The sequence below is a fragment of the Variovorax sp. DXTD-1 genome, from assembly GCF_003984625.1.
In the GTDB taxonomy this organism is placed as follows: Bacteria; Pseudomonadota; Gammaproteobacteria; order Burkholderiales; family Burkholderiaceae_C; genus Variovorax.
In genome coordinates, this window is record NZ_RWKH01000015.1 from 27,538 (window position 1) to 45,319 (window position 17,782).

Sequence of the window (17,782 nt, forward strand, 5' to 3'; positions counted from 1 at the left end):
TTGAGCATGACGTCCGAATTTCTTTTTACCGACGGCGACTTCTCGCGGATTCGCACGCTCATTCACCGCCGCGCCGGCATCGCCCTGGGCGAGCACAAGCGGCAGATGGTGTACAGCCGGCTCTCGCGCCGCCTGCGCGACCTGGGGCTCCCCCAGTTCTCCACCTACCTGAGCATGCTGGAAGACAGCCGGGACGGCGAGGAGTGGCAGCTGTTCATCAACTCGCTGACGACCAACCTGACGTCGTTCTTTCGCGAGGCGCACCACTTTCCGGTGCTTGCGGACCTGGCGCGCAAGGCAACCCAGCCCGTCACCGTGTGGTGCGCGGCCGCATCCACCGGCGAAGAACCCTATTCGATCGCCATCACGCTGATGGAGGCGCTCGGCGATCGCGCGAGCACCGCCCGCGTGATTGCCACCGACATCGACACCTCGGTGCTGGCCAAGGCCTCGGCCGCGGTGTTCACCATGGAGCAGGTGAACCGGCTTTCTCCGGAGCGCCTGCGGCGCTTCTTCAACAAGGGCACGGGTGCCAACGCGGGCAAGGTGAGGGTGCGCCCTGAAGTGGCCGCCATGGTCAAGTTTTCGCGGCTCAACCTGCTGGACGCTGGATGGCCGGTGAAGGAGCCCGTGGACGCGATCTTCTGCCGCAACGTGATGATCTATTTCGACAAGCCCACGCAGAAGAAGCTGCTGGACCGCTTCGTGCCTCTGTTGAAGCCGAACGGTCTGCTGTTTGCGGGGCATTCCGAGAATGCGTCGCTGGTGAACCAGACATTCAAGACCGTCGGACAGACGGTGTACACGCTGGGCAAGGCGCGCGCATGAATCCGAGCCTGCTTCAGGAGCGGGGTTCCAGGCCGCCGGCCGTGCCGGGTTCGGTGGCGACGCACCACTACTTCGACCGCGACTTCGACTGCACGGCAGTCAAGCTGCTGCCGGCGGAGTACTACGTGACCGACGCAGGCATCCTGCTGACGACGGTGCTGGGCTCCTGCGTGGCGGCCTGCGTCACCGACGTGGAGGCGGGCGTTGCGGGCATGAACCACTTCATGCTCCCGGACGATGCCGAGGCCGATGCGCGCGATCAGGTCGAGTCGATGCGCTACGGCGCCTATGCCATGGACGTGCTCATTGCCGAGCTGCTGCGCGCCGGCGCCAGGCGCGAACGGCTGCGGGCCAAGGTCTTCGGCGGCGCCGCGGTGCTGGCCAACATGACCATGCTCAACATCGGCGGGCGCAACGCCGACTTCGTGCTTCGCTACCTCGAGAAGCAGCGCATCACCATCGCCGCGCAGGACTTGCGCGGCCTGCACGCGCGCCGCGTGTGCCTGCTGCCGACCGGCAAGGCGGTGGTGCGCAAGCTGCGCGCGCAAGTCGATATTCAGGCGGTCCAGCACGACGAAGGCGAGCTGCTGCGCAAATGGTCTGCCACGTATGGCAAAGGAAGTTGGGTCGCATGAAGAAGATCAAGGTAGTTTGTGTCGACGATTCGGCGCTGATCCGCAGCGTGATGACGGAGATCATCAACAGCCAGGCCGACATGACGGTGGTCGGCACCGCGGCCGATCCGCTGCAGGCGCGCGACCTCATCAAGGTGGCGAACCCGGACGTGCTCACGCTCGACGTCGAGATGCCGCGCATGGACGGTCTGGAATTTCTGGAAAAGCTCATGCGCCTGCGTCCGATGCCGGTGGTGATGGTGTCGTCGCTGACCGAGCGCGGCTCGGAGATTGCGCTGCGCGCATTGGAGCTGGGCGCCATCGACTTCGTGACCAAGCCGCGCCTTGGGGTGCGCGACGGCCTGATGCAGTACACCGAAATCATCGCGGGCAAGATCCGCACGGCCGCCGCGGCGCGGCTGCTGCCGAGCCGTCACGCCGCCTCGGCGAAGGGTGCACCGGAGAGTCCGCAGGAACCCATGCTGCGCAGCCCGCTGCTGAGTACCGAGAAGCTCATCATCATCGGCGCCTCCACGGGCGGAACGGAAGCCATCCGCGAGGTGCTGCTGCCGCTGCCGCCGGATTCGCCGGCCGTGCTCATTGCGCAGCACATGCCAGCCGGCTTCACGCGGTCTTTTGCGCAGCGCCTGAACGGCCTGTGCCGCATTACCGTGAAGGAAGCCGAACATGGCGAGCGCGTGCTGCCGGGCTATGCCTACATTGCGCCGGGCGGCTTTCACCTGTCGCTCAGCCGCAGCGGTGCCAACTACGTGGCCCAGCTGAACGAGGAACCGCCGGTGAACCGCCATCGTCCTTCCATCGACGTGCTCTTCGACTCGGCTGCACGGCATGCCGGCAAGAACGCGATCGGAATGATCCTGACGGGCATGGGCAAGGACGGCGCCGAGGGGCTGCTGCGCATGAAGCAGGCGGGCGCCTACACATTTGCGCAGGACGAAGCGAGCTGCGTGGTCTTCGGCATGCCGCGCGAGGCCATTGCATTGGGTGCCGTTGACGACGTGGCGCCGCTGGGAGAGATGGGGCGCCGCGTGCTGGCCCATCTGCGCACCTTCGGCGAACGTGCGAACCGGGTTTGAAAAACGAACTGTTGGAGTTGGAAAAATCGTGATCGATAAGAGCATCAAAATTTTGGTTGTGGACGACTTCCCGACCATGCGCCGCATCGTGCGCAACCTGTTGAAGGAACTCGAGTTCCTCAACGTCGACGAGGCGGAAGACGGCGCGGCCGGCATCGAGAAGCTGCGCGGCGGGAACTTCGGCTTCGTGGTGTCGGACTGGAACATGCCCAACATGGACGGCCTGACCATGCTGCAGACCATTCGCGCCGACCCCGAGCTCGGCAAGCTGCCGGTGCTCATGGTCACGGCCGAAGCCAAGAAGGAAAACATCATCGCGGCCGCTCAGGCAGGCGCCAACGGCTATGTGGTCAAGCCCTTCACGGCGGCCACGCTCGAAGAGAAGATCAACAAGATCTTCGAGAAGCTCCAGAAAGAGGCGGCCTGAAATGACACACGCTGCGCTCGAACCCGTGGAGCACGGGAACACCGCCGAAGAATTGCTCGGGCGCATCGGGCAGCTGACCCGGCAATTGCGCGAAGGCCTGCGCGAGCTGGGGCTCGACAAGCAGGTGGCCAAGGCCGCGCAAGCCATTCCGGATGCGCGCGACCGGCTGGGCTACATCGCCTCGATGACCGAGCGGGCGGCGCACCGCGCGCTCAACGCCATCGACCTGGCGCAGCCGCTGCAGGAAGACCTTGCAAGCAACGCCAAGGGACTCAGCAAGCGCTGGGACGAATGGTTTGCTAACCCAGTGGAGCTGGACCATGCGCGCCAGCTGGTCATGGACACGCGCGGCTACCTGCAGGAAGTGCCGCAGAAGGCCGGCGCCATCAACACGCAGCTGATCGAGATCCTGATGGCGCAGGACTTCCAGGACCTGACGGGCCAGGTCATCAAGAAGATGATGGAAGTGGTCAACGACGTGGAGACGCAACTGCTCCAGGTGCTGATCGACAACTCGCATGTCGAAAAGCACCTTGAAAAACGCCACGAGGCGGAGGCCAGCAACCTGCAAAACGGCCCGCAGGTGGTGCCCGGCAACCCCGAGGCCGTGACCGGGCAGGCCCAGGTGGACGATCTGCTGGAGAGCCTCGGGTTCTAGGCCGCTCGAGAATCAGCCGCCCGATTGCTAGGCGAGCCGCCAATTCCCGTGAAATCCGAATGGCACGCGGTGCGGCAGGCGGGCGACCGCAACCGGCCCCCCGGGCAGGCGCGTGGCGTCGAATATCAGCAGGTCGCTGCGGTTTTCCTTTTCGCGCCAAGCCACCGTGAGCAGCCAACCGTCGCCCTCGGCCGCATCCGCCGCGCGCGGCACGAACACCGGTTCGGACACCACGTCTCCTTGCGGCAGCGTGTACTGGCTGCGTGTGGAGGTATCGAAGTCGAACCGGGCCAGGCTGTCGTAGAGCACGCTCTCCGAATCGTCCCGCGCGCGCTGTGTCGCATGGCAGGTGTAGAAGCCGTAGCGGTTGCGGCGCCCTGTGTAGCGCTCGTCGATGCGCGGAAACTCCGCCGCCAGGTCGTCCAGGTATTCACGATGGAAGCCGCTGCTCTTGCCGGCCAGGTCGAAGGTCCACCGGCAAAGCCGTGCGGCCATGGCGTGCGGGTCGCCGGCGCGGCCTTCGGCATCGGGCAGGCCGGGGGCGGTGTTCGACTGCATCACATAGGCCACGATGGTGTTGCCGTCGTCCCAGGCATTCATCACGTGGAACACATGGCAGGCGTCAGTGTCGAACCAGCGCAGGGTGCCGGCCGCGCTGCCCCGGCGCATCACGCCGACGTGGGTGCGCTTGGTGGCGTCCCACGCGAGCAGCGGCTTGCCTTGCATCGCGCGCTCGATGCTGAGCGTCAGCGGAGTGACCGGAAAGAGAACGTGCCTGCGCGTGAGCATGAAGTCGTGCGCCATGCTGGCATGCGGCGCGGTGAACGACTGCAGTTGCGTGACTTCGCAGTGCGGGTCCATCACGCGGTAGAGCATGGTCGGCGAGCAAGGGCCGTCGGGCGAGTACGCGAAGAAATGCAGTTCGCCGGTCTCGGGGTCGATCTTCGGGTGCGCGGTGCAGCGCGAGGCCATGCGCCCGCGGAAGTCCTGGTGCCCCTTGGAAGCCAGCGTGAACGCATCGAGCTCGAAAGGCTGGTGCGACTCTTCAAGCGCGAACAGGCGGTTGCCGTGCCACAGCATGCTGGTGTTGGCGGTGCCGCCGTTCTGGCCGTGCGCAACCGGATCGCTGGTGGCAGGGTTGCCGAAGGTGCCGAAGAGCGCGCGCCCGGCTTCGTGTTCGAGCTGCCATTTCGGCGTGCGCGCCCAGCGGTTGCTGTACGACACCTTGCCACCCCCGATATGGAAGGCGTGCACCATGCCGTCGCCCGAGAACCAGTGATAGCTGTCGTCGCGCGGTGCGAACTGTGGGTTCGGGCCGACGCGGTACAGGCTGCCGGAGAGCTCGGTGGGCAGGGTGCCTTCGATCTCGAGCACGGCGATGTCATGTTCTTCGGTCAGCGGCGCGTAGTTGCCGGTAAAGAAGTGAGGGTTCTTCTGCGCTGCTGCGTTCACTGGGTGCCTTCGGGTTTGTTCATGAGGGGCGGTGTGCCGTCGAGCTGCGCAATGGCTTGCCCGACGTAGGCAGCCAGCGCCTCGTCGATGCCCGAGCCGGACCGCAGCGTCGCGTCTTCGCGGAACGCCCGCTGCAGCTTTGCATGCAGTGCCGCGTCGCCGCCGGCCTTGGCGAGCGACAGCGCCTGCCAGCGCAACGCCAGCGCGCGCATGGCCGGCCCGTGGGGCGGGGCGTTGGCCATCATCTGCTGCCGGACTTCCGCGATGAGCGGCGGCCACGCATCGGTCTGCGCAACGTAGTGGCGGCGCAGCGTGGCCATGTCTTCCTTGCTGCAGTAGGGCGCATAGAGTTGCAGGCGCGCGAACGCCATGGCGTGCGAGATGTAGCGGATGCCCGCGCGATCCACGCCGGTGAGCGCATGCAGCGATGGCTCGTTCCAGTGCATGGCGTAGAGCTTCATCAGCAGGCCCTCGTCGCCGCCGGCTTCTTCGAGCAGCAGCGCAATCCAGCGTTGCGCCAGTGCTTGCGCCTGCGGGCTCTCGGGCGGTGTGCCGGCGGCCACCAGGCTGCGCAGCAACTCCGACAACTCCGCGCGCTCGGGCGCCATGGCGTCGGTGGAGCCGCCGCGCTGCGCCTTGAGCGTGCGCTGCTCGTCGTCGCTGAAGTACTTTTCGCCCGCGACCATGCTTTCGAGCGCCAGCAGCCAGTCGTCGATGCCAGGCTCTTCACTGGCCTGCAGCAGGCCCTGCACCGCGAGCAGGTGGGTGCGCAGCGCGGAGGCCCGCCGGATCTCTTCGTCGAGCTGCGCCACCTGCCGTGCGACCATTTCCGACAGCCCTCCGGCGTCGTCGTCGAGAAGTTGCTGTACGTCCGCAAGCGGCAGGTCGAGGCGCCGCAGCGCCTGGATGCGGTAGAGCCGCGCCACGTCCTTGCGGCCGTACAGGCGATAGCCGCCGCTGGATCTTTCGGACGGCACCAGCAGTGCGATGTCGTCGTAGTGGCGCAATGCGCGAACCGTGAGCCCGGTGCGCCGGGCGAGTTCGCCGATCTTCAAGAACATGCCTTCCCTCTCAAGTTGAAGGCATCGTAGACCCTGCCGCTACGTGAGGGTCAAGCGGCGCTAGAGCGAATCTTTCAGGTTTGCGCGCAGGCGGCTGATGGCCTGGGCGTGCAGCTGGCACACGCGCGACTGGGTCACTTCCAGGATGGCGCCGATCTCGCGCAGGTTCAGTTCTTCCTCGTAGTACAGGTTCAGCAGCAGCTGGTCGCGCTCGGGCAGGGCGGCGATGGCGTCGACCAGCTCATGGCGAAAACCGGCTTCGAGCAGTTGCGCCAGCGGGTCGTCGTCGGCGCCGGGGCGGCCGCCGCGCGCCTGGCGGTCGAGCCAGGGGTTGTCGGATTCGCCTTCCTGCGCAAAGTCTTCGACGTACAGCAGCTGGCAGCCCTGGATCTCCTGCAGCAGCGACTGGTAGTCGTCCAGGTCCATCTTCAGTTCCTTGGCGATCTCCCCTTCGGTGGCGGGCCGGCCCAGCCGGTGCTCCAGCGACTGGATCGCCTGCTCGACCTTGCGGGCCTGCTGGCGCAGGTTGCGGGAGCCCCAGTCGTTCGCACGAAGTTCGTCGAGCATGGCGCCGCGGATGCGCTGGCTCGCAAAGGTTTCGAACTGCGCGCCGCGGTTGTCCTGGTAGCGGGTAGAGGCGTCCAGCAGGCCGATCATGCCGGCCTGGATCAGGTCGTCGAGCTCGACGCTGGCGGGCAGCTTGGCCAGCATCTGGAGCGCCATGCGGCGCACCATGGGCTGGTGCTGCTTCAGCAGATGAGACTTTTCAATATTGCCCTGAGCGGTGTACACGGTCTTCCCTTTCCTCATGTGCTTGTTGCGGCGCCAGCGCCTCGGGCTGCCACGGCGCCGGTTCCGCGTCGCGCGCGCGAACCGACGGGCGCCACGGCCATTGCGCAACGTCGGCGCCGATGACGCGGAAGTCCACCGCCGCCGGGCTGGTCGGGAACGCCTCGACGACGGTCCGGCGCAGGCGCCTTGCATCGTTCAGGTGCGGATCGGCGCGCACCCAGCCCGCGGCATGCATCGAAATCGCCAGGTAGCGGCTGCCGGTGTCGATCAGGTTGGCCATGAGCCGGCGGGCCGCGTCGGGTTCGGCAACGCCGTTGACCAGCAACCGGAGTTGGTGCAGCGCGTGCGCGTAGTGCAGCCGCTTGATGCCCGAGTAGGTGGCGGTGATGGACGCGGGGTTGGGCTGGAGCACCACCACCAGGTCGTCCGCCAGCCGCGCCAGCGGCGACAGGTGGCCGGCACTGTCGAGCGCCGCGTCGACCAGCACTACGTCGCCCTCCCAGAAAAGGCGTGGGTCGACGTGATCGGGCTGTGCCCCCGGCACCGCCGGCAGCACATTGACGCCGCACTCGGCGCGCGCGGCCGCGCCTTCGCAGGTGAGCCGCCGGGTGGCGACATCGGCCAGCGTTCCGAGCGGATCGACGGCCCATGCGCCGCGAACTGAATTTGCGCTGGCCTTGTGCTCGTCCAGCAGCAGCACGTCCTTGCCCATGTGGGCCAGGGCCGCGCCCAGGTTCATTGCCGCCGTGGTGGAGCCCTGTCGGCGCTCCATACCCGCGATGGCGATGAGCCGCACGGACGATTGGGCGAGCAGCCGCCGCAGTCCGTCGGCTTGATCCGGCACCAGCTTGCTCACGTGTCCAGCGCCTCCAGCAGGAAGAACAGCTTGCCCATGCCTGCATACAACACGTTGCCCGAGAGGGGGCGTCCGGGCCGCGCCGGGCGGCCGGTCAGCTGGCCCAGCAGTGAGCGCGTGCGGCCGGCCCAGTCGCCATCTGCCTGCAGCAGCCGCCACACCGTGGTGGTGACCTGGCCGGCGATGAGCAGGCGCTTCATCATGTGCGGGTCGCCCGCCTCGCCGAGCCCGCCGATGACCGAGAGGCCCTGGCGCAGCAGGCGGAAGCAGGGCTCCGCTTCGGCGGCCCAGGCCTGCCATTGCGCAAGCTGCTGAACGGAAACTTCCTGGCCGACGTTGGAGAGCGCGTAGGTCTGCGCCAGCACCTTGCGGCTGCGCGGATCGGTGATGCGGGTGACCACGCAGCGCAGGCCGGGCGGGCCGCCGTCGGTGCGCAGCGTGATGTTGGCCTGGGCTTCAGCCTGCAGCGCGGGGCGGCCCTTGAAGGTCACGAGGCGTTCTTCACCGAACGAGAAGTCCAGGCCGGTGAGGGTGGCGTATTCGCCGGTGCGCGGATCGATGACCGCGGTGGAGCCGGGTGCGCGCGCGAGCCATTGCTGGCGCTGCACTTTCCACTGCAGCATGAGCTCGGCCGCGGGCAGCCGCGACAGCACGTGCACCACGGTCTTGCCGAAGTCCTGCTGGCGCAGCCATTGCACTTGCCGCACGCCGGGCCTGCGCGCGGGATCGGCGGGGTTGCGTGCCGTGCCGGTGGAAAGCCACTGGTTGGGCGCGGAGAGGGGCATGCCGGTGCGGTCGGACAGCAGCAGGCTGCCATGGCATTGATAGGCGTCGCCGCCTTCGTCCGACTTGAGGCTCACCTGGCTCGACAGCGCGAGCAAATGGGTGTCGCAGCCGGTGGCGATCTCGTTCGTGGCGTGCGTCATGAGCGCCTCCAGCACCGCCTTGTGGCCGACGTTCTCGTCGGCGGCCTGGCGCCAGAGCGCGCGCGACTGCTCGAAGCCGAGCGGCGCATTTGCGAGCGCGGCCGCGGCGGCGGCCACCTCTTGTGCATCGTGCGCCATGGCGCGAATCAGCTGGCGGTAACGCAGCCGCTGCCGTTCGGCCTCGGCTTGCGCGGCGGACGCATCGGCGTTTGCGGCAGATCCGTCCTGCATGTCGCTTTCTCCGGGAACGAAGAGCGCGCTGCGGCTGTTGGCCTGGAACACGCTGTCCACCAGCTGGGCGCGGTCGGCGCGCATCAGGTTCTCGGGCACCTTCTGTCCGCTGGACACGTAGTGCACCGGCAGGCGGTGGCGAATCACGGTGTCGATCAGCGCGCCGGGGTGGGTGGCTTCATCGACCTTGGTGAAGATGCAGCCCGCCAGTTCGTTGCCGCCGCCATGCCGGTAGGCGTGCACCACTTCGTTGAGCGTGTCGCCATGGCTGGCGGCATTGAGCAGCAGCAGCCGCTTCACGGGCCGCTGGCTGTTGCAGAACATCGCGATCTGGTCGGAGACGGCGCGGTCGCGCTGGCTCATGCCGACCGTGTCGATCAGCACCATGTGCTTGTCGCGCAGGTCTTGCAACACCAGGTGCAGGTCGGCCGCATCCTTCACGGCGTACACCGGCACATTGAGAATCTGGCCGTAGATGCGCAGCTGTTCGTAGGCGCCGATACGGTAGCTGTCGGTGGTGACCAGCGCCAGCTTCTCGGCGCCGAAGCGCATCACGCAGCGCGCGGCGAGCTTGGCCGTGGTCGTGGTCTTGCCCACGCCGGTGGGGCCCATCAGCGCATACACGCCGCCTTGTGCCAGCAGCGCGTCTTCGTCTTCATGCACCGGAAGGGTCCGGATCAGCTCGGAGCGCACGAAGGCCATGCCCTGGGCATAGCTCTGGCCCGTGGGCAGATGCTCCAGCATGGCCTTGGACAGGCGTGCGCTGAAGCCGGCGCCGAGCAGCGTGCGCAGCAGTCGGCCGCGCATCGGGTCGCGCCGCTGCTTGTCGTTCCACACCACGCCGGCAAGCTGTTCTTCGATCATGCAGCGCATCGAGTGCAGCTCTCCGAGCACGCTCTCGACTGCGACGGGGGCAGCCGCGGGTGCGGGGGCGGGCGCCGGAGTGAGCATGAAGGCGGCTGCAGGCGCTGCAACAGGAGCTGCTGCTGGAGCGGGAGCGGGCGCGGGCTGCGCGGCGGCGTGCGCCGCGGGTGCGCTCGCGCGCACTTCTTCCACTTCGTCCGGCGCCATGGCGACGATCTCCACGCCTTCGGCAACCACGCGATTGGTCAGCACCATCGCTTCGGCGCCGAGCGCTTCGCGCGCAAGGCGCAGGGCTTCCCGGCTGGTGGGGGCGACGAACTTGCGTGCGCTGGTCCGCGCGTCTGTCTGGGTGTTCAAACTCTTCCTCCGATGGTGGCGGTGATCTTGATGTTGCGGGTGTCAGGTATCTCGGCGTGCGAGAGGACCTTGAGTTGGCGGAAGCTGCGGCGCAGGAACCGCGAGAGCAGGACCCGCAGCGAATGCTGGACGACCAGCACCGGCGCAAGGCCCATCTGCTCCTGGCGCGCAATCGCGGCGCGGGTCTGCTGCATCAGGCTGTTGGCAAGGCCCGGCTCGATGCCGTTGTTGTTGGCGAGCGCCTGCTGCAGCACGCTGTCGAGCGCGCCGTCCAGGCCGATCACCTGCAGTTCGGAATCGCCCGGGAACAGCTGCTGCGTGATCGCGCGACCAAGCGCCAGGCGCGTGAGCGAGGTGAGCTCGGCCGCGTCCTTCACGGTGGGCGCGTGCTCGGCCATCACATCGAGGATGGTGCGCATGTCGCGGATCGGCACCTCTTCGTCGAGCAGGTTCTGCAGCACCTTGTGCAGCGTGCTCAGCGAAATGACCTTGGGCACCAGGTCTTCGGTGAGCTTGGGCGCGGTCTTGCCGATCTGGTCGAGCAGCTGCTGCACTTCCTGGCGGCCCAGCAGCTCGGCGGCGTGGGTCTGGATCAGGTGGTTCAGGTGCGTCGCCATCACGGTGCAGGCATCGACCACCGTGTAGCCGAGCACCTGCGCCTCCTGGCGAAGGCTGGCGTCGATCCACACTGCGGGCAAATGGAAGGCCGGGTCTTGCGTGGGCGTGCCGGGCAGGGTGCCGGTCACCTGGCCGGGGTTGATGGCCATCCACTGGTTGGGGAAGGCTTCGCCGCGGCCGATCTCGACGCCCTTCAGGCTGATGACATAGGTGTTGGGCGCAATCTCGAGGTTGTCGCGAATGTGCACCACCGGTGCCAGAAAGCCGATCTCTTGCGCGGTCTTCTTGCGGATGCTCTTGATGCGGCCCAGCAGTTCGCCGTTCTGCGTCTGGTCCACCAGCGGGATCAGGCGGTAGCCGACTTCCATGCCGAGCGGATCGACCAGCGCCACGTCGTCCCAGGTTGCCTCGGGCGCTTCCACCGCGGGTGCCGCAGCGGCCTGCGCCGCGGCGGCTTGCTCGGCCGCGGCCTGCGGGGCGCGCTTGAGAAGGCGCCGGCCCAGCCACACCAGGCCGCCCGCGATCAGCAGGAACGCCAGGTTCGGCATGCCCGGGATCATGCCCATCAGGCCGATGATGCCGGCCGTGAGAAAGAGCACCTGCGGGTTGGAGAACAGCTGGCCGGTCAGCTGGCGGCCCACGTCTTCGTCGGTGGTCACGCGCGACACGATGACACCGGCGGCGGTGGAGATCACCAGCGCCGGAATCTGCGCCACCAGGCCGTCGCCGATGGCCAGCAGCGTGTAGGTCTTGCCGGCGGTGCTGAAGTCCAGCCCGTGCTGCACCATGCCGACCACCAGGCCGCCGATGATGTTGATCACCATGATCAGGAGGCCGGCCACCGCGTCGCCGCGCACGAACTTGCTGGCACCGTCCATGGAGCCGTAGAAGTCGGCTTCCTGCGCCACTTCCTGGCGGCGCTTGCGTGCCACGTCTTCGCCGATGAGGCCGGCGTTCAGGTCGGCGTCGATCGCCATCTGCTTGCCGGGCATGGCGTCGAGCATGAAGCGCGCACCCACCTCGGCGATGCGTCCGGCGCCCTTGGTGATCACCATGAAGTTGATCAGCACCAGGATGATGAACACCATCACGCCGACCGCGAAATTGCCGCCCACGAGAAAGTGGCCGAAGGCCTCGATCACCTTGCCCGCTGCATCCGGCCCGGTGTGGCCGTGCATCAGCACCACGCGCGTGGAAGCCACGTTGAGCGACAGGCGCAGCAGCGTGGAGAACAGCAGCACGGCGGGAAAGGCCGCGAAGTCCAGCGCCTTCATGGTGTACATGCTCACCAGCAGCACCATCACCGACATCGCGATGTTGAACGTGAACAGCAGGTCGAGCAGAAAGGCCGGCAGCGGCAGCACCATCATGCTCAGGATGAGCACGATCAGCACCGGGCCGGCAAGGCCCTTCCACTGGGCTCCGGAGAACAGTTGCGCCTGCAGGCGGGTCAGCGTGGCGTTCATGCGGCGTCCAACGAGTATTCGAGCGATTCGGGAATGGGCAGGTCGACGGGCGTGCGCGGCGCTTCGCCGCCCTCGCTCTTCCAGCGCTTGAGCTGGTAGACCCAGGCCAGCACTTCGGCCACCGCGGTGTAGAGGCCGGCCGGGATTTCGTCGCCCAGGCGGGTGTGCTTGAACAGTGCGCGCGTGAGCGGCGGCGCCTCCAGAATGGCAACGTTGTTCTCGCGTGCAAGCTCGCGGATGCGCGCGGCGACGAGGTCGCTTCCCTTGGCCACCACGCGCGGGGCGCGCATGTCATGGTCCACATACTTGAGCGCCACGGCAAAGTGCGTGGGGTTGGTCACCACGATGTCGGCCTTGGGCACCTCGGCCATCATCCGGCGGCGCGCCATCTGCTGTTGCTGGCGGCGGATCTGCGCCTTGATGTGCGGGTCGCCTTCGCTTTCCTTGTGCTCCTGGCGCAAGTCTTCGCGCGACATGCGCAGCTTGCGGTGGTAGCTCCACAGCTGATAGGGCACGTCGATGAGGGCCACCAGCAGCAGGGCGGAGGCAATCAGGGCACAGTTGTGCGCCACCAGGGCGATCATCTGCGGCAGCGCGGAGCGCTCCGACTGCGCCATGAGCGCATTGACCTCGTCGATGTTGCCCATGATCACCAGCCAGGCCATCCAGCCGATCAGCAGCGACTTGGCCAGCGCCTTGATCAGCTCCGACAGCGCCTGCGTCGAAAACATGCGGCCGATGCCGGCAATCGGGTCGAGCTTGTTGAACTTGGGGCCGATCGCCTTGGCCGAGAACAGCCAGCCGCCGAGCATCATGGGGGCGACCACGGCGGCCACCACCATCATGCCGAACAGCGGCGCCAGCGCGATCAGCGCCTCGTACGCCATGAGCCCGGCGCGCGCCATCATGTAGGAGGGGTCGAACGCCGAAGCCCGGTCGAAGTGCATGCCCTGGGCCAGCGCGCCGCGCAAGGTGCCGCCGAGCGAGCCGGCAGTGAGCCACAGGCCGGCGACGGCCGTGCCCAGCATTACGAAGGTGACCAGCTCCCGCGACCGGGCAACGTCCCCTTCCTCGCGCGCCTTTTCAAGGCGCTGCGGTGAGGCGGGTTCGGTTTTTTCGAGGTCGCTTTCTTCAGCCATTCATGCTCCGGGCGAGCGTTGGCGAGAGATCGCCTGCTCATGGCTGTAGATTGTTCGTTTTCAGGGCTCCGGACAATTGATCGATCAAGGCGGGCATTTGCCCCCTGCTTGGGTGATCGGGATGTAACAGGCGCTAGGCCGCGGCCGTCGCGGCGCCGTCCGCAGGGGCAACCGGCGGCGGCACGGCCGCATAGGGCACCAGCTCGATCCGTTCCGCGCGCAGGCGCTCCAGAATGGTGAACAGCAGGTCGCTGCGCACGCTGCCCGCCAAGCGCGGGCTGGGCACATAGGCAATGGCCTGGAAGATGAGCAGGCCGCCCTCGATGCCTTCGAGCGTGAGCGAAGGCGCGGGGGTTTCGAGCACGCCTTCGTGCGCGCGGCAGGCCTCCAGGATGAGGTCGCGCACGCGCTGGGCGTCGGTGGTCGGCGGCATTGGCAGGCGAATGAGCACCCGGCCTTCCGCATTGGCCAGCGTCATGTTGCGGACGGTCTTGGTGATGAACTCGGAGTTGGGCACGATGACCGTCGAGCGGTCTCCGAGCTGAATTTCCGTGGCGCGCACGTTGATGCGCCGCACATCGCCCTCGGTGGTGCCCAGCACCACCCAGTCGCCCACCTTCACCGGCTGCTCGGCCAAAAGAATGAGGCCCGAGATGAAGTTCTGCACGATGGCCTGCAAGCCGAAGCCGATGCCCACCGACAGCGCGCTGGCCACCCAAGCGATGCGCTCGATGCCGATGCCCAGCGCCGAGAGCGAGAACGCGACCACCAGGATGCCGCCGACGTAGCCCAGCAGCGTGGTGATCGAACTCTGCATGCCCGGCTCGAACTGGGTGCTGGGCAGGTAGCTGCGCGCCAGCCAGCGCTTGAACACCCGCAGCATGATGAAGCCCACCAGCGCCACGGCAATGGCGCTGAAGATGGCGCCGGGCACCAGCTGGAACTCGCCCACTTTCACGCCGGTGCCGAACTTGCCGCTGCGCTGGAACACTTCGCCCGGCCCGGTGCCCAGGGGCGCCGCCAGCGCGATCAGCATGTAGAAGAACAGCGCCACCCGGCTCAGGCCGGAGAGCACCGTGGCGGCCTGGTCGAGCGTTTGCGGCGCAAGGCCAAAGCTCTTTTGCAGGCGCTGGCCGAAGGTGCTGCGCGACGACACGCCGGCCATGAAAACGTCGTCGGCAAACTTGAACAGCACATAGAACGCCGCCGCGACGATGCCGCTCCAGGTGAGCTGCGAGGCCAGGAAGCTCGCAAGCGCCACATAGCCCACGGCCACCAGCACCCAGATGGCGACGATCAGCACGCCGATGCATGCCACCAGCAGGCCCACCCACATCGGGCGCTCGGGCAGGCCGGCCTCGGGGGCGTCGGCGCGCAGCGGCTTCAGGCGGTAGAGCACCGCGCCGACCAGGGCCGTGAGTACGAGCGCCGTGAGCACATGCGTGGCCACCACGGCTGCAAAGCTGGCGTTCACCAGCTGGTTGATTTCTGCGGGTGTCCAGGCCAGCGCGGCCACCAGCGCGACCAGCCACGGCAACGCGGCAAGACGCGTTGCCATTGCGTCGGGAATGGGCGGCAGGCGCCAGCTTGGCCGCGCGGTGGCCAACAGCGCACGGCCCAGCCCGATGACGAAAGCCATGAACACCAGCGCCTGCGCCATCGAACGCATGGCCTTGCGTGCCTGCGGCTGCCAGGTGGCGTATTCCTCCAGCACCCACACGAAGCCGTGCGCCGCAATCGCAACCAGCAGCACATGGCTCGCCACGATGGCAATGACCAGCAGCGAACGACGGAGCCGGCCTGCCGGCAGCAGCCGCGCGGCAAGGCGTGTCAGCAGGTGCTCGGCCACCCAGTTGCCGAGTATCGCGAGCAGCACCGCCAGCACCAGCGCGCCGAGCACCGCCGTTCTGGGCCCATCCTGCTGCATGGCCAGCGCGAGTCCGTCTTGCAGGCCGGACGCCAGCGTGCTCAGGCGTTCGAGATCGCTGGGCCATGCCTCCCGCAGGTCGCGCCAGAACTCGCCGCCGAGCGGCGAGGGCGCGCGCTCGGTGATCTGCGCCTCGAAAAGCGCCCGGCGCTGGGTGAGCAGCTCGGCGCTGCGCTGCCGCACGTCGATGGCCAGGAGGCGCGCGAGCCTGATGTCCGCATCCAGCGCATTGCGCTCCTTGGTGAGGCGGGCGCGCTGGCGCGTGATGTCGGGGTCTTCCGTCGTGCCCGCGGCCGGCGGATTGCCGAGTTCGCCGAGCCGGGCGTTCAGGTCGGCCAGTTCGCCGGTGCGTGCGGCAACGAACTTGTCGGCCTGGGTGCCGATCTCGTTGATCTGCGCGACGAACTTGCGCACGTCGGCGTCGGGTTCGGAATTGGCCGAAGCGGTGATCTTGGAGAGCTGCTCGCGCAGTTCGGCCACGGTGGGTTCGGGCGCGAGCGCCGCGGCTGCGGCGGCGCTGCTGTTGGCGCCGGTGCCGGCGTCCGGCTGCGCCACCGCGGCGCCGCAAGACAGCAGGGCCGCCAGCCAAAAGGCCATCAGGCGTGGGATGAAACTCATGGCTGCCATCATAGAAGGCGTCATTTGCGGCCCGTGGCGCGGCTCGTGACAGCGTGTGTCGAGCCGCCGCGGCCGGTAGGAGGAGCGGTCAGGCGGCGGGGCTGAACAGGTCGACCCGGTCGGTGATGATGCCGTCGGTGCCCAGGGCGATCAGCCGCTGCGCGGCCTGTTCGTCATTCACGGTGTAGCTCAGCGCGCGCATGCCGGCGCCGTGCACCTGGGCCACCGTGTCGGCATCCCAGAGCTTGTGGTTGCAGACGATGGCGGCGCACTCCAGGCCGGTTGCGGCTTCCAACCAGCCGTTCCAGAGCTTGTCGAGCAGCAGCCCGCGCGGCAAGCCGGGCTCGACCGCCTGGGCGCCCTTGAGCGATTCGACCTGGAAGGACGTGAGCAGCGGCGGAATGGCCGCACCCTGCCAAAGGCTGGCCGCTTGCCGCGCCACCGCCTCGCCGGTCTTGCGCTCGCTACCGGGCGTGGGCTTGATCTCGATGTTGAGCAGATGGTTGCTGGCCAGGCAGAACCGGGCCAGGTTCTCGAGCGTGGCAAGCGGCTCGCCCGCAAAGGCGCGCGAGTGCCAGCCGCCCGCGTCGAGCTGGGAGAGCGCGCTCCACGACTGCTCTCCGCCAATGCCGTGGCCCGTGGTGGTCCGGTCGAGCTCGGCGTCGTGCATCAGAAAGGCCACGCCGTCGGCGCTGAGCTTGGCATCGCACTCGAACATGCGGTAGCCATGCGAGGCGCCGAGCCTGAACGCGGCCAGCGTGTTCTCGGGCGCCAGCTTGCCGGCACCGCGGTGCGCTACCCAGCGCGGGTAGGGCCAGGGTTTCAGTTCCGGCATAGTGCGTCAGTCCACGCGCTTGCCGGAGCCGGCGTCGAACCAGTGCAGCTTGTCTTCGCGCGCCGCAATCTTCACCGTGTCGCCCGCGACCGGCGGATGATCGCCTTCGTCGGTGCGCATGATGATCTGCTCGTCGCCGATGCGGCCGTACACCAGGCGCTCGGCGCCCAGCAGCTCGACCGACTCGACCTGCACGGACCAGCCGCTTTCGTCGAGCTTCATGTGCTCGGGGCGAATGCCGAGAATCTGGCCCGGCCGCACGCCGGGGGCATGCTGCAGCAGGTTCATCGGCGGCGAGCCGATGAAGCTGGCCACGAAGGTGGTGGCCGGCCGGTTGTAGACCTCTTCGGGCGTCGCGAACTGGTCCATCACGCCGCCGTTCATCACGATGATGCGCTGCGCGAGCGTCATGGCCTCGACCTGGTCGTGCGTGACGAAGAGCGAGGTGATGCCGAGTTCGCGGTGCAGCTTCTGGATCTCGATGCGGGTTTGTGCGCGCAGCTTGGCGTCCAGGTTGGACAGCGGCTCGTCGAACAGAAACACCTGGGGCTGGCGCACGATGGCGCGGCCCATGGCAACGCGCTGGCGCTGGCCGCCCGAAAGCTCGCGCGGCTTGCGCTCGAGCAGGTGGCCCAGTTCGAGGATCTTGGCGGCTTTGTCGACACGGGTCTTGATCTCGGGCTCGGGCACCTTGGCGATCTTCAGGCCGTACGCCATGTTCTTGAACACGCTCATGTGCGGATAGAGCGCGTAGTTCTGGAACACCATGGCGATGTCGCGCTCGGAAGGCTCGAGCTGGTTCACCACGCGCCCGCCAATGGCGATTTCGCCGGCCGAGATTTCTTCCAGGCCGGCCACCATGCGCAGCAAGGTGGACTTGCCGCAGCCCGAAGGCCCGACGATGACGATGAATTCATGGTCGGCAATCTCGGCGCTCACGCCGTGGATGACCTGGTTGGCTTTCGGCCCGTGGCCGTAGCGCTTGATGACGTTGCGTAAAGAGAGAGCTGCCATTT

15 protein-coding genes are annotated in these 17,782 nt (G+C 67.5%); 5 read left to right on the top strand and 10 right to left on the bottom strand.

What is annotated here, in order from left to right; all coding sequences use genetic code 11:
• Positions 1–6 precede the first annotated feature (6 nt).
• From EJI00_RS15270 to cheZ, 5 genes are read left to right on the top strand one after another with little or no spacing between them, the layout of a single operon-like run.
• The gene (locus tag EJI00_RS15270) at positions 7–828 is read left to right on the top strand and encodes a CheR family methyltransferase (protein WP_126748353.1); all 822 of its coding nucleotides are present in this window, start codon (positions 7–9) and stop codon (positions 826–828) included.
• Positions 825–1,463, top strand: coding sequence for a chemoreceptor glutamine deamidase CheD (gene cheD, locus EJI00_RS15275; RefSeq protein WP_126748354.1), 639 nt, complete (start codon positions 825–827; stop codon positions 1,461–1,463). Before EJI00_RS15270 ends, cheD begins: the two co-directional genes overlap by 4 nt.
• Entirely contained in the window at positions 1,460–2,539 is a 1,080-nt protein-coding gene (locus EJI00_RS15280; RefSeq protein ID WP_126748355.1) for a chemotaxis response regulator protein-glutamate methylesterase, read from the top strand. Before cheD ends, EJI00_RS15280 begins: the two co-directional genes overlap by 4 nt.
• 31 nt (positions 2,540–2,570) lie before the next feature.
• On the top strand, positions 2,571–2,966 hold the full coding sequence (cheY, locus tag EJI00_RS15285) for a chemotaxis response regulator CheY (RefSeq protein WP_185868148.1): 396 nt from the start codon (positions 2,571–2,573) through the stop codon (positions 2,964–2,966).
• A 1-nt stretch (position 2,967) separates the two neighbouring features.
• On the top strand, positions 2,968–3,624 hold the full coding sequence (cheZ, locus tag EJI00_RS15290) for a protein phosphatase CheZ (protein ID WP_126748357.1): 657 nt from the start codon (positions 2,968–2,970) through the stop codon (positions 3,622–3,624).
• Positions 3,625–3,651: 27 nt separating this feature from the next.
• Here cheZ and EJI00_RS15295 read toward each other — a convergent pair whose 3' ends face one another.
• From EJI00_RS15295 to EJI00_RS15340, 10 genes are all read right to left on the bottom strand, one after another.
• The gene (locus tag EJI00_RS15295) at positions 3,652–5,076 is read right to left on the bottom strand and encodes a carotenoid oxygenase family protein (RefSeq protein ID WP_126748358.1); all 1,425 of its coding nucleotides are present in this window, start codon (positions 5,074–5,076) and stop codon (positions 3,652–3,654) included.
• Positions 5,073–6,137 (bottom strand): MerR family transcriptional regulator, encoded by a 1,065-nt coding sequence (locus tag EJI00_RS15300; RefSeq protein ID WP_126748359.1) that lies wholly within the window; start codon positions 6,135–6,137, stop codon positions 5,073–5,075. Before EJI00_RS15300 ends, EJI00_RS15295 begins: the two co-directional genes overlap by 4 nt.
• A gap of 60 nt (positions 6,138–6,197) precedes the next feature.
• Entirely contained in the window at positions 6,198–6,947 is a 750-nt protein-coding gene (locus EJI00_RS15305) for an RNA polymerase sigma factor FliA (RefSeq protein WP_185868145.1), read from the bottom strand.
• Positions 6,904–7,785, bottom strand: a complete 882-nt coding sequence (locus tag EJI00_RS15310; protein WP_126748361.1) for a MinD/ParA family protein — start codon at positions 7,783–7,785, stop codon at positions 6,904–6,906. Before EJI00_RS15310 ends, EJI00_RS15305 begins: the two co-directional genes overlap by 44 nt.
• A complete protein-coding gene (gene flhF / locus EJI00_RS15315) occupies positions 7,782–10,163 on the bottom strand; it encodes a flagellar biosynthesis protein FlhF (protein WP_126748362.1) in 2,382 nt (793 codons plus the stop codon). The genes EJI00_RS15310 and flhF overlap by 4 nt, the downstream gene beginning before the upstream one ends.
• The gene (flhA, locus tag EJI00_RS15320) at positions 10,160–12,247 is read right to left on the bottom strand and encodes a flagellar biosynthesis protein FlhA (protein ID WP_126748363.1); all 2,088 of its coding nucleotides are present in this window, start codon (positions 12,245–12,247) and stop codon (positions 10,160–10,162) included. Before flhA ends, flhF begins: the two co-directional genes overlap by 4 nt.
• A complete protein-coding gene (gene flhB, locus EJI00_RS15325; protein WP_126748364.1) occupies positions 12,244–13,386 on the bottom strand; it encodes a flagellar biosynthesis protein FlhB in 1,143 nt (380 codons plus the stop codon). The genes flhA and flhB overlap by 4 nt, the downstream gene beginning before the upstream one ends.
• 133 nt (positions 13,387–13,519) lie before the next feature.
• Positions 13,520–15,943 (bottom strand): DUF3772 domain-containing protein, encoded by a 2,424-nt coding sequence (locus tag EJI00_RS15330; protein WP_126748365.1) that lies wholly within the window; start codon positions 15,941–15,943, stop codon positions 13,520–13,522.
• A gap of 76 nt (positions 15,944–16,019) precedes the next feature.
• The gene (gene ugpQ / locus EJI00_RS15335; protein ID WP_126748366.1) at positions 16,020–16,766 is read right to left on the bottom strand and encodes a glycerophosphodiester phosphodiesterase; all 747 of its coding nucleotides are present in this window, start codon (positions 16,764–16,766) and stop codon (positions 16,020–16,022) included.
• A gap of 6 nt (positions 16,767–16,772) precedes the next feature.
• Positions 16,773–17,780, bottom strand: coding sequence for a sn-glycerol-3-phosphate import ATP-binding protein UgpC (locus EJI00_RS15340; RefSeq protein ID WP_126748367.1), 1,008 nt, complete (start codon positions 17,778–17,780; stop codon positions 16,773–16,775).
• Positions 17,781–17,782: the final 2 nt, after the last annotated feature.

Excerpts from the sequence above, each read along its gene's own strand:
- EJI00_RS15330 (WP_126748365.1), bottom strand. The coding sequence starts at position 15,943 with ATGATGGCAGCCATGAGTTTCATCCCACGCCTGATGGCCTTTTGGCTG.
- cheZ (WP_126748357.1), top strand. The coding sequence starts at position 2,968 with ATGACACACGCTGCGCTCGAACCCGTGGAGCACGGGAACACCGCCGAA.
- ugpQ (WP_126748366.1), bottom strand. The coding sequence starts at position 16,766 with ATGCCGGAACTGAAACCCTGGCCCTACCCGCGCTGGGTAGCGCACCGC.
- EJI00_RS15270 (WP_126748353.1), top strand. The coding sequence starts at position 7 with ATGACGTCCGAATTTCTTTTTACCGACGGCGACTTCTCGCGGATTCGC.
- cheD (WP_126748354.1), top strand. The coding sequence starts at position 825 with ATGAATCCGAGCCTGCTTCAGGAGCGGGGTTCCAGGCCGCCGGCCGTG.
- EJI00_RS15300 (WP_126748359.1), bottom strand. The coding sequence starts at position 6,137 with ATGTTCTTGAAGATCGGCGAACTCGCCCGGCGCACCGGGCTCACGGTT.
- flhB (WP_126748364.1), bottom strand. The coding sequence starts at position 13,386 with ATGGCTGAAGAAAGCGACCTCGAAAAAACCGAACCCGCCTCACCGCAG.
- flhA (WP_126748363.1), bottom strand. The coding sequence starts at position 12,247 with ATGAACGCCACGCTGACCCGCCTGCAGGCGCAACTGTTCTCCGGAGCC.
- EJI00_RS15305 (WP_185868145.1), bottom strand. The coding sequence starts at position 6,947 with ATGAGGAAAGGGAAGACCGTGTACACCGCTCAGGGCAATATTGAAAAG.
- EJI00_RS15340 (WP_126748367.1), bottom strand. The coding sequence starts at position 17,780 with ATGGCAGCTCTCTCTTTACGCAACGTCATCAAGCGCTACGGCCACGGG.
- EJI00_RS15280 (WP_126748355.1), top strand. The coding sequence starts at position 1,460 with ATGAAGAAGATCAAGGTAGTTTGTGTCGACGATTCGGCGCTGATCCGC.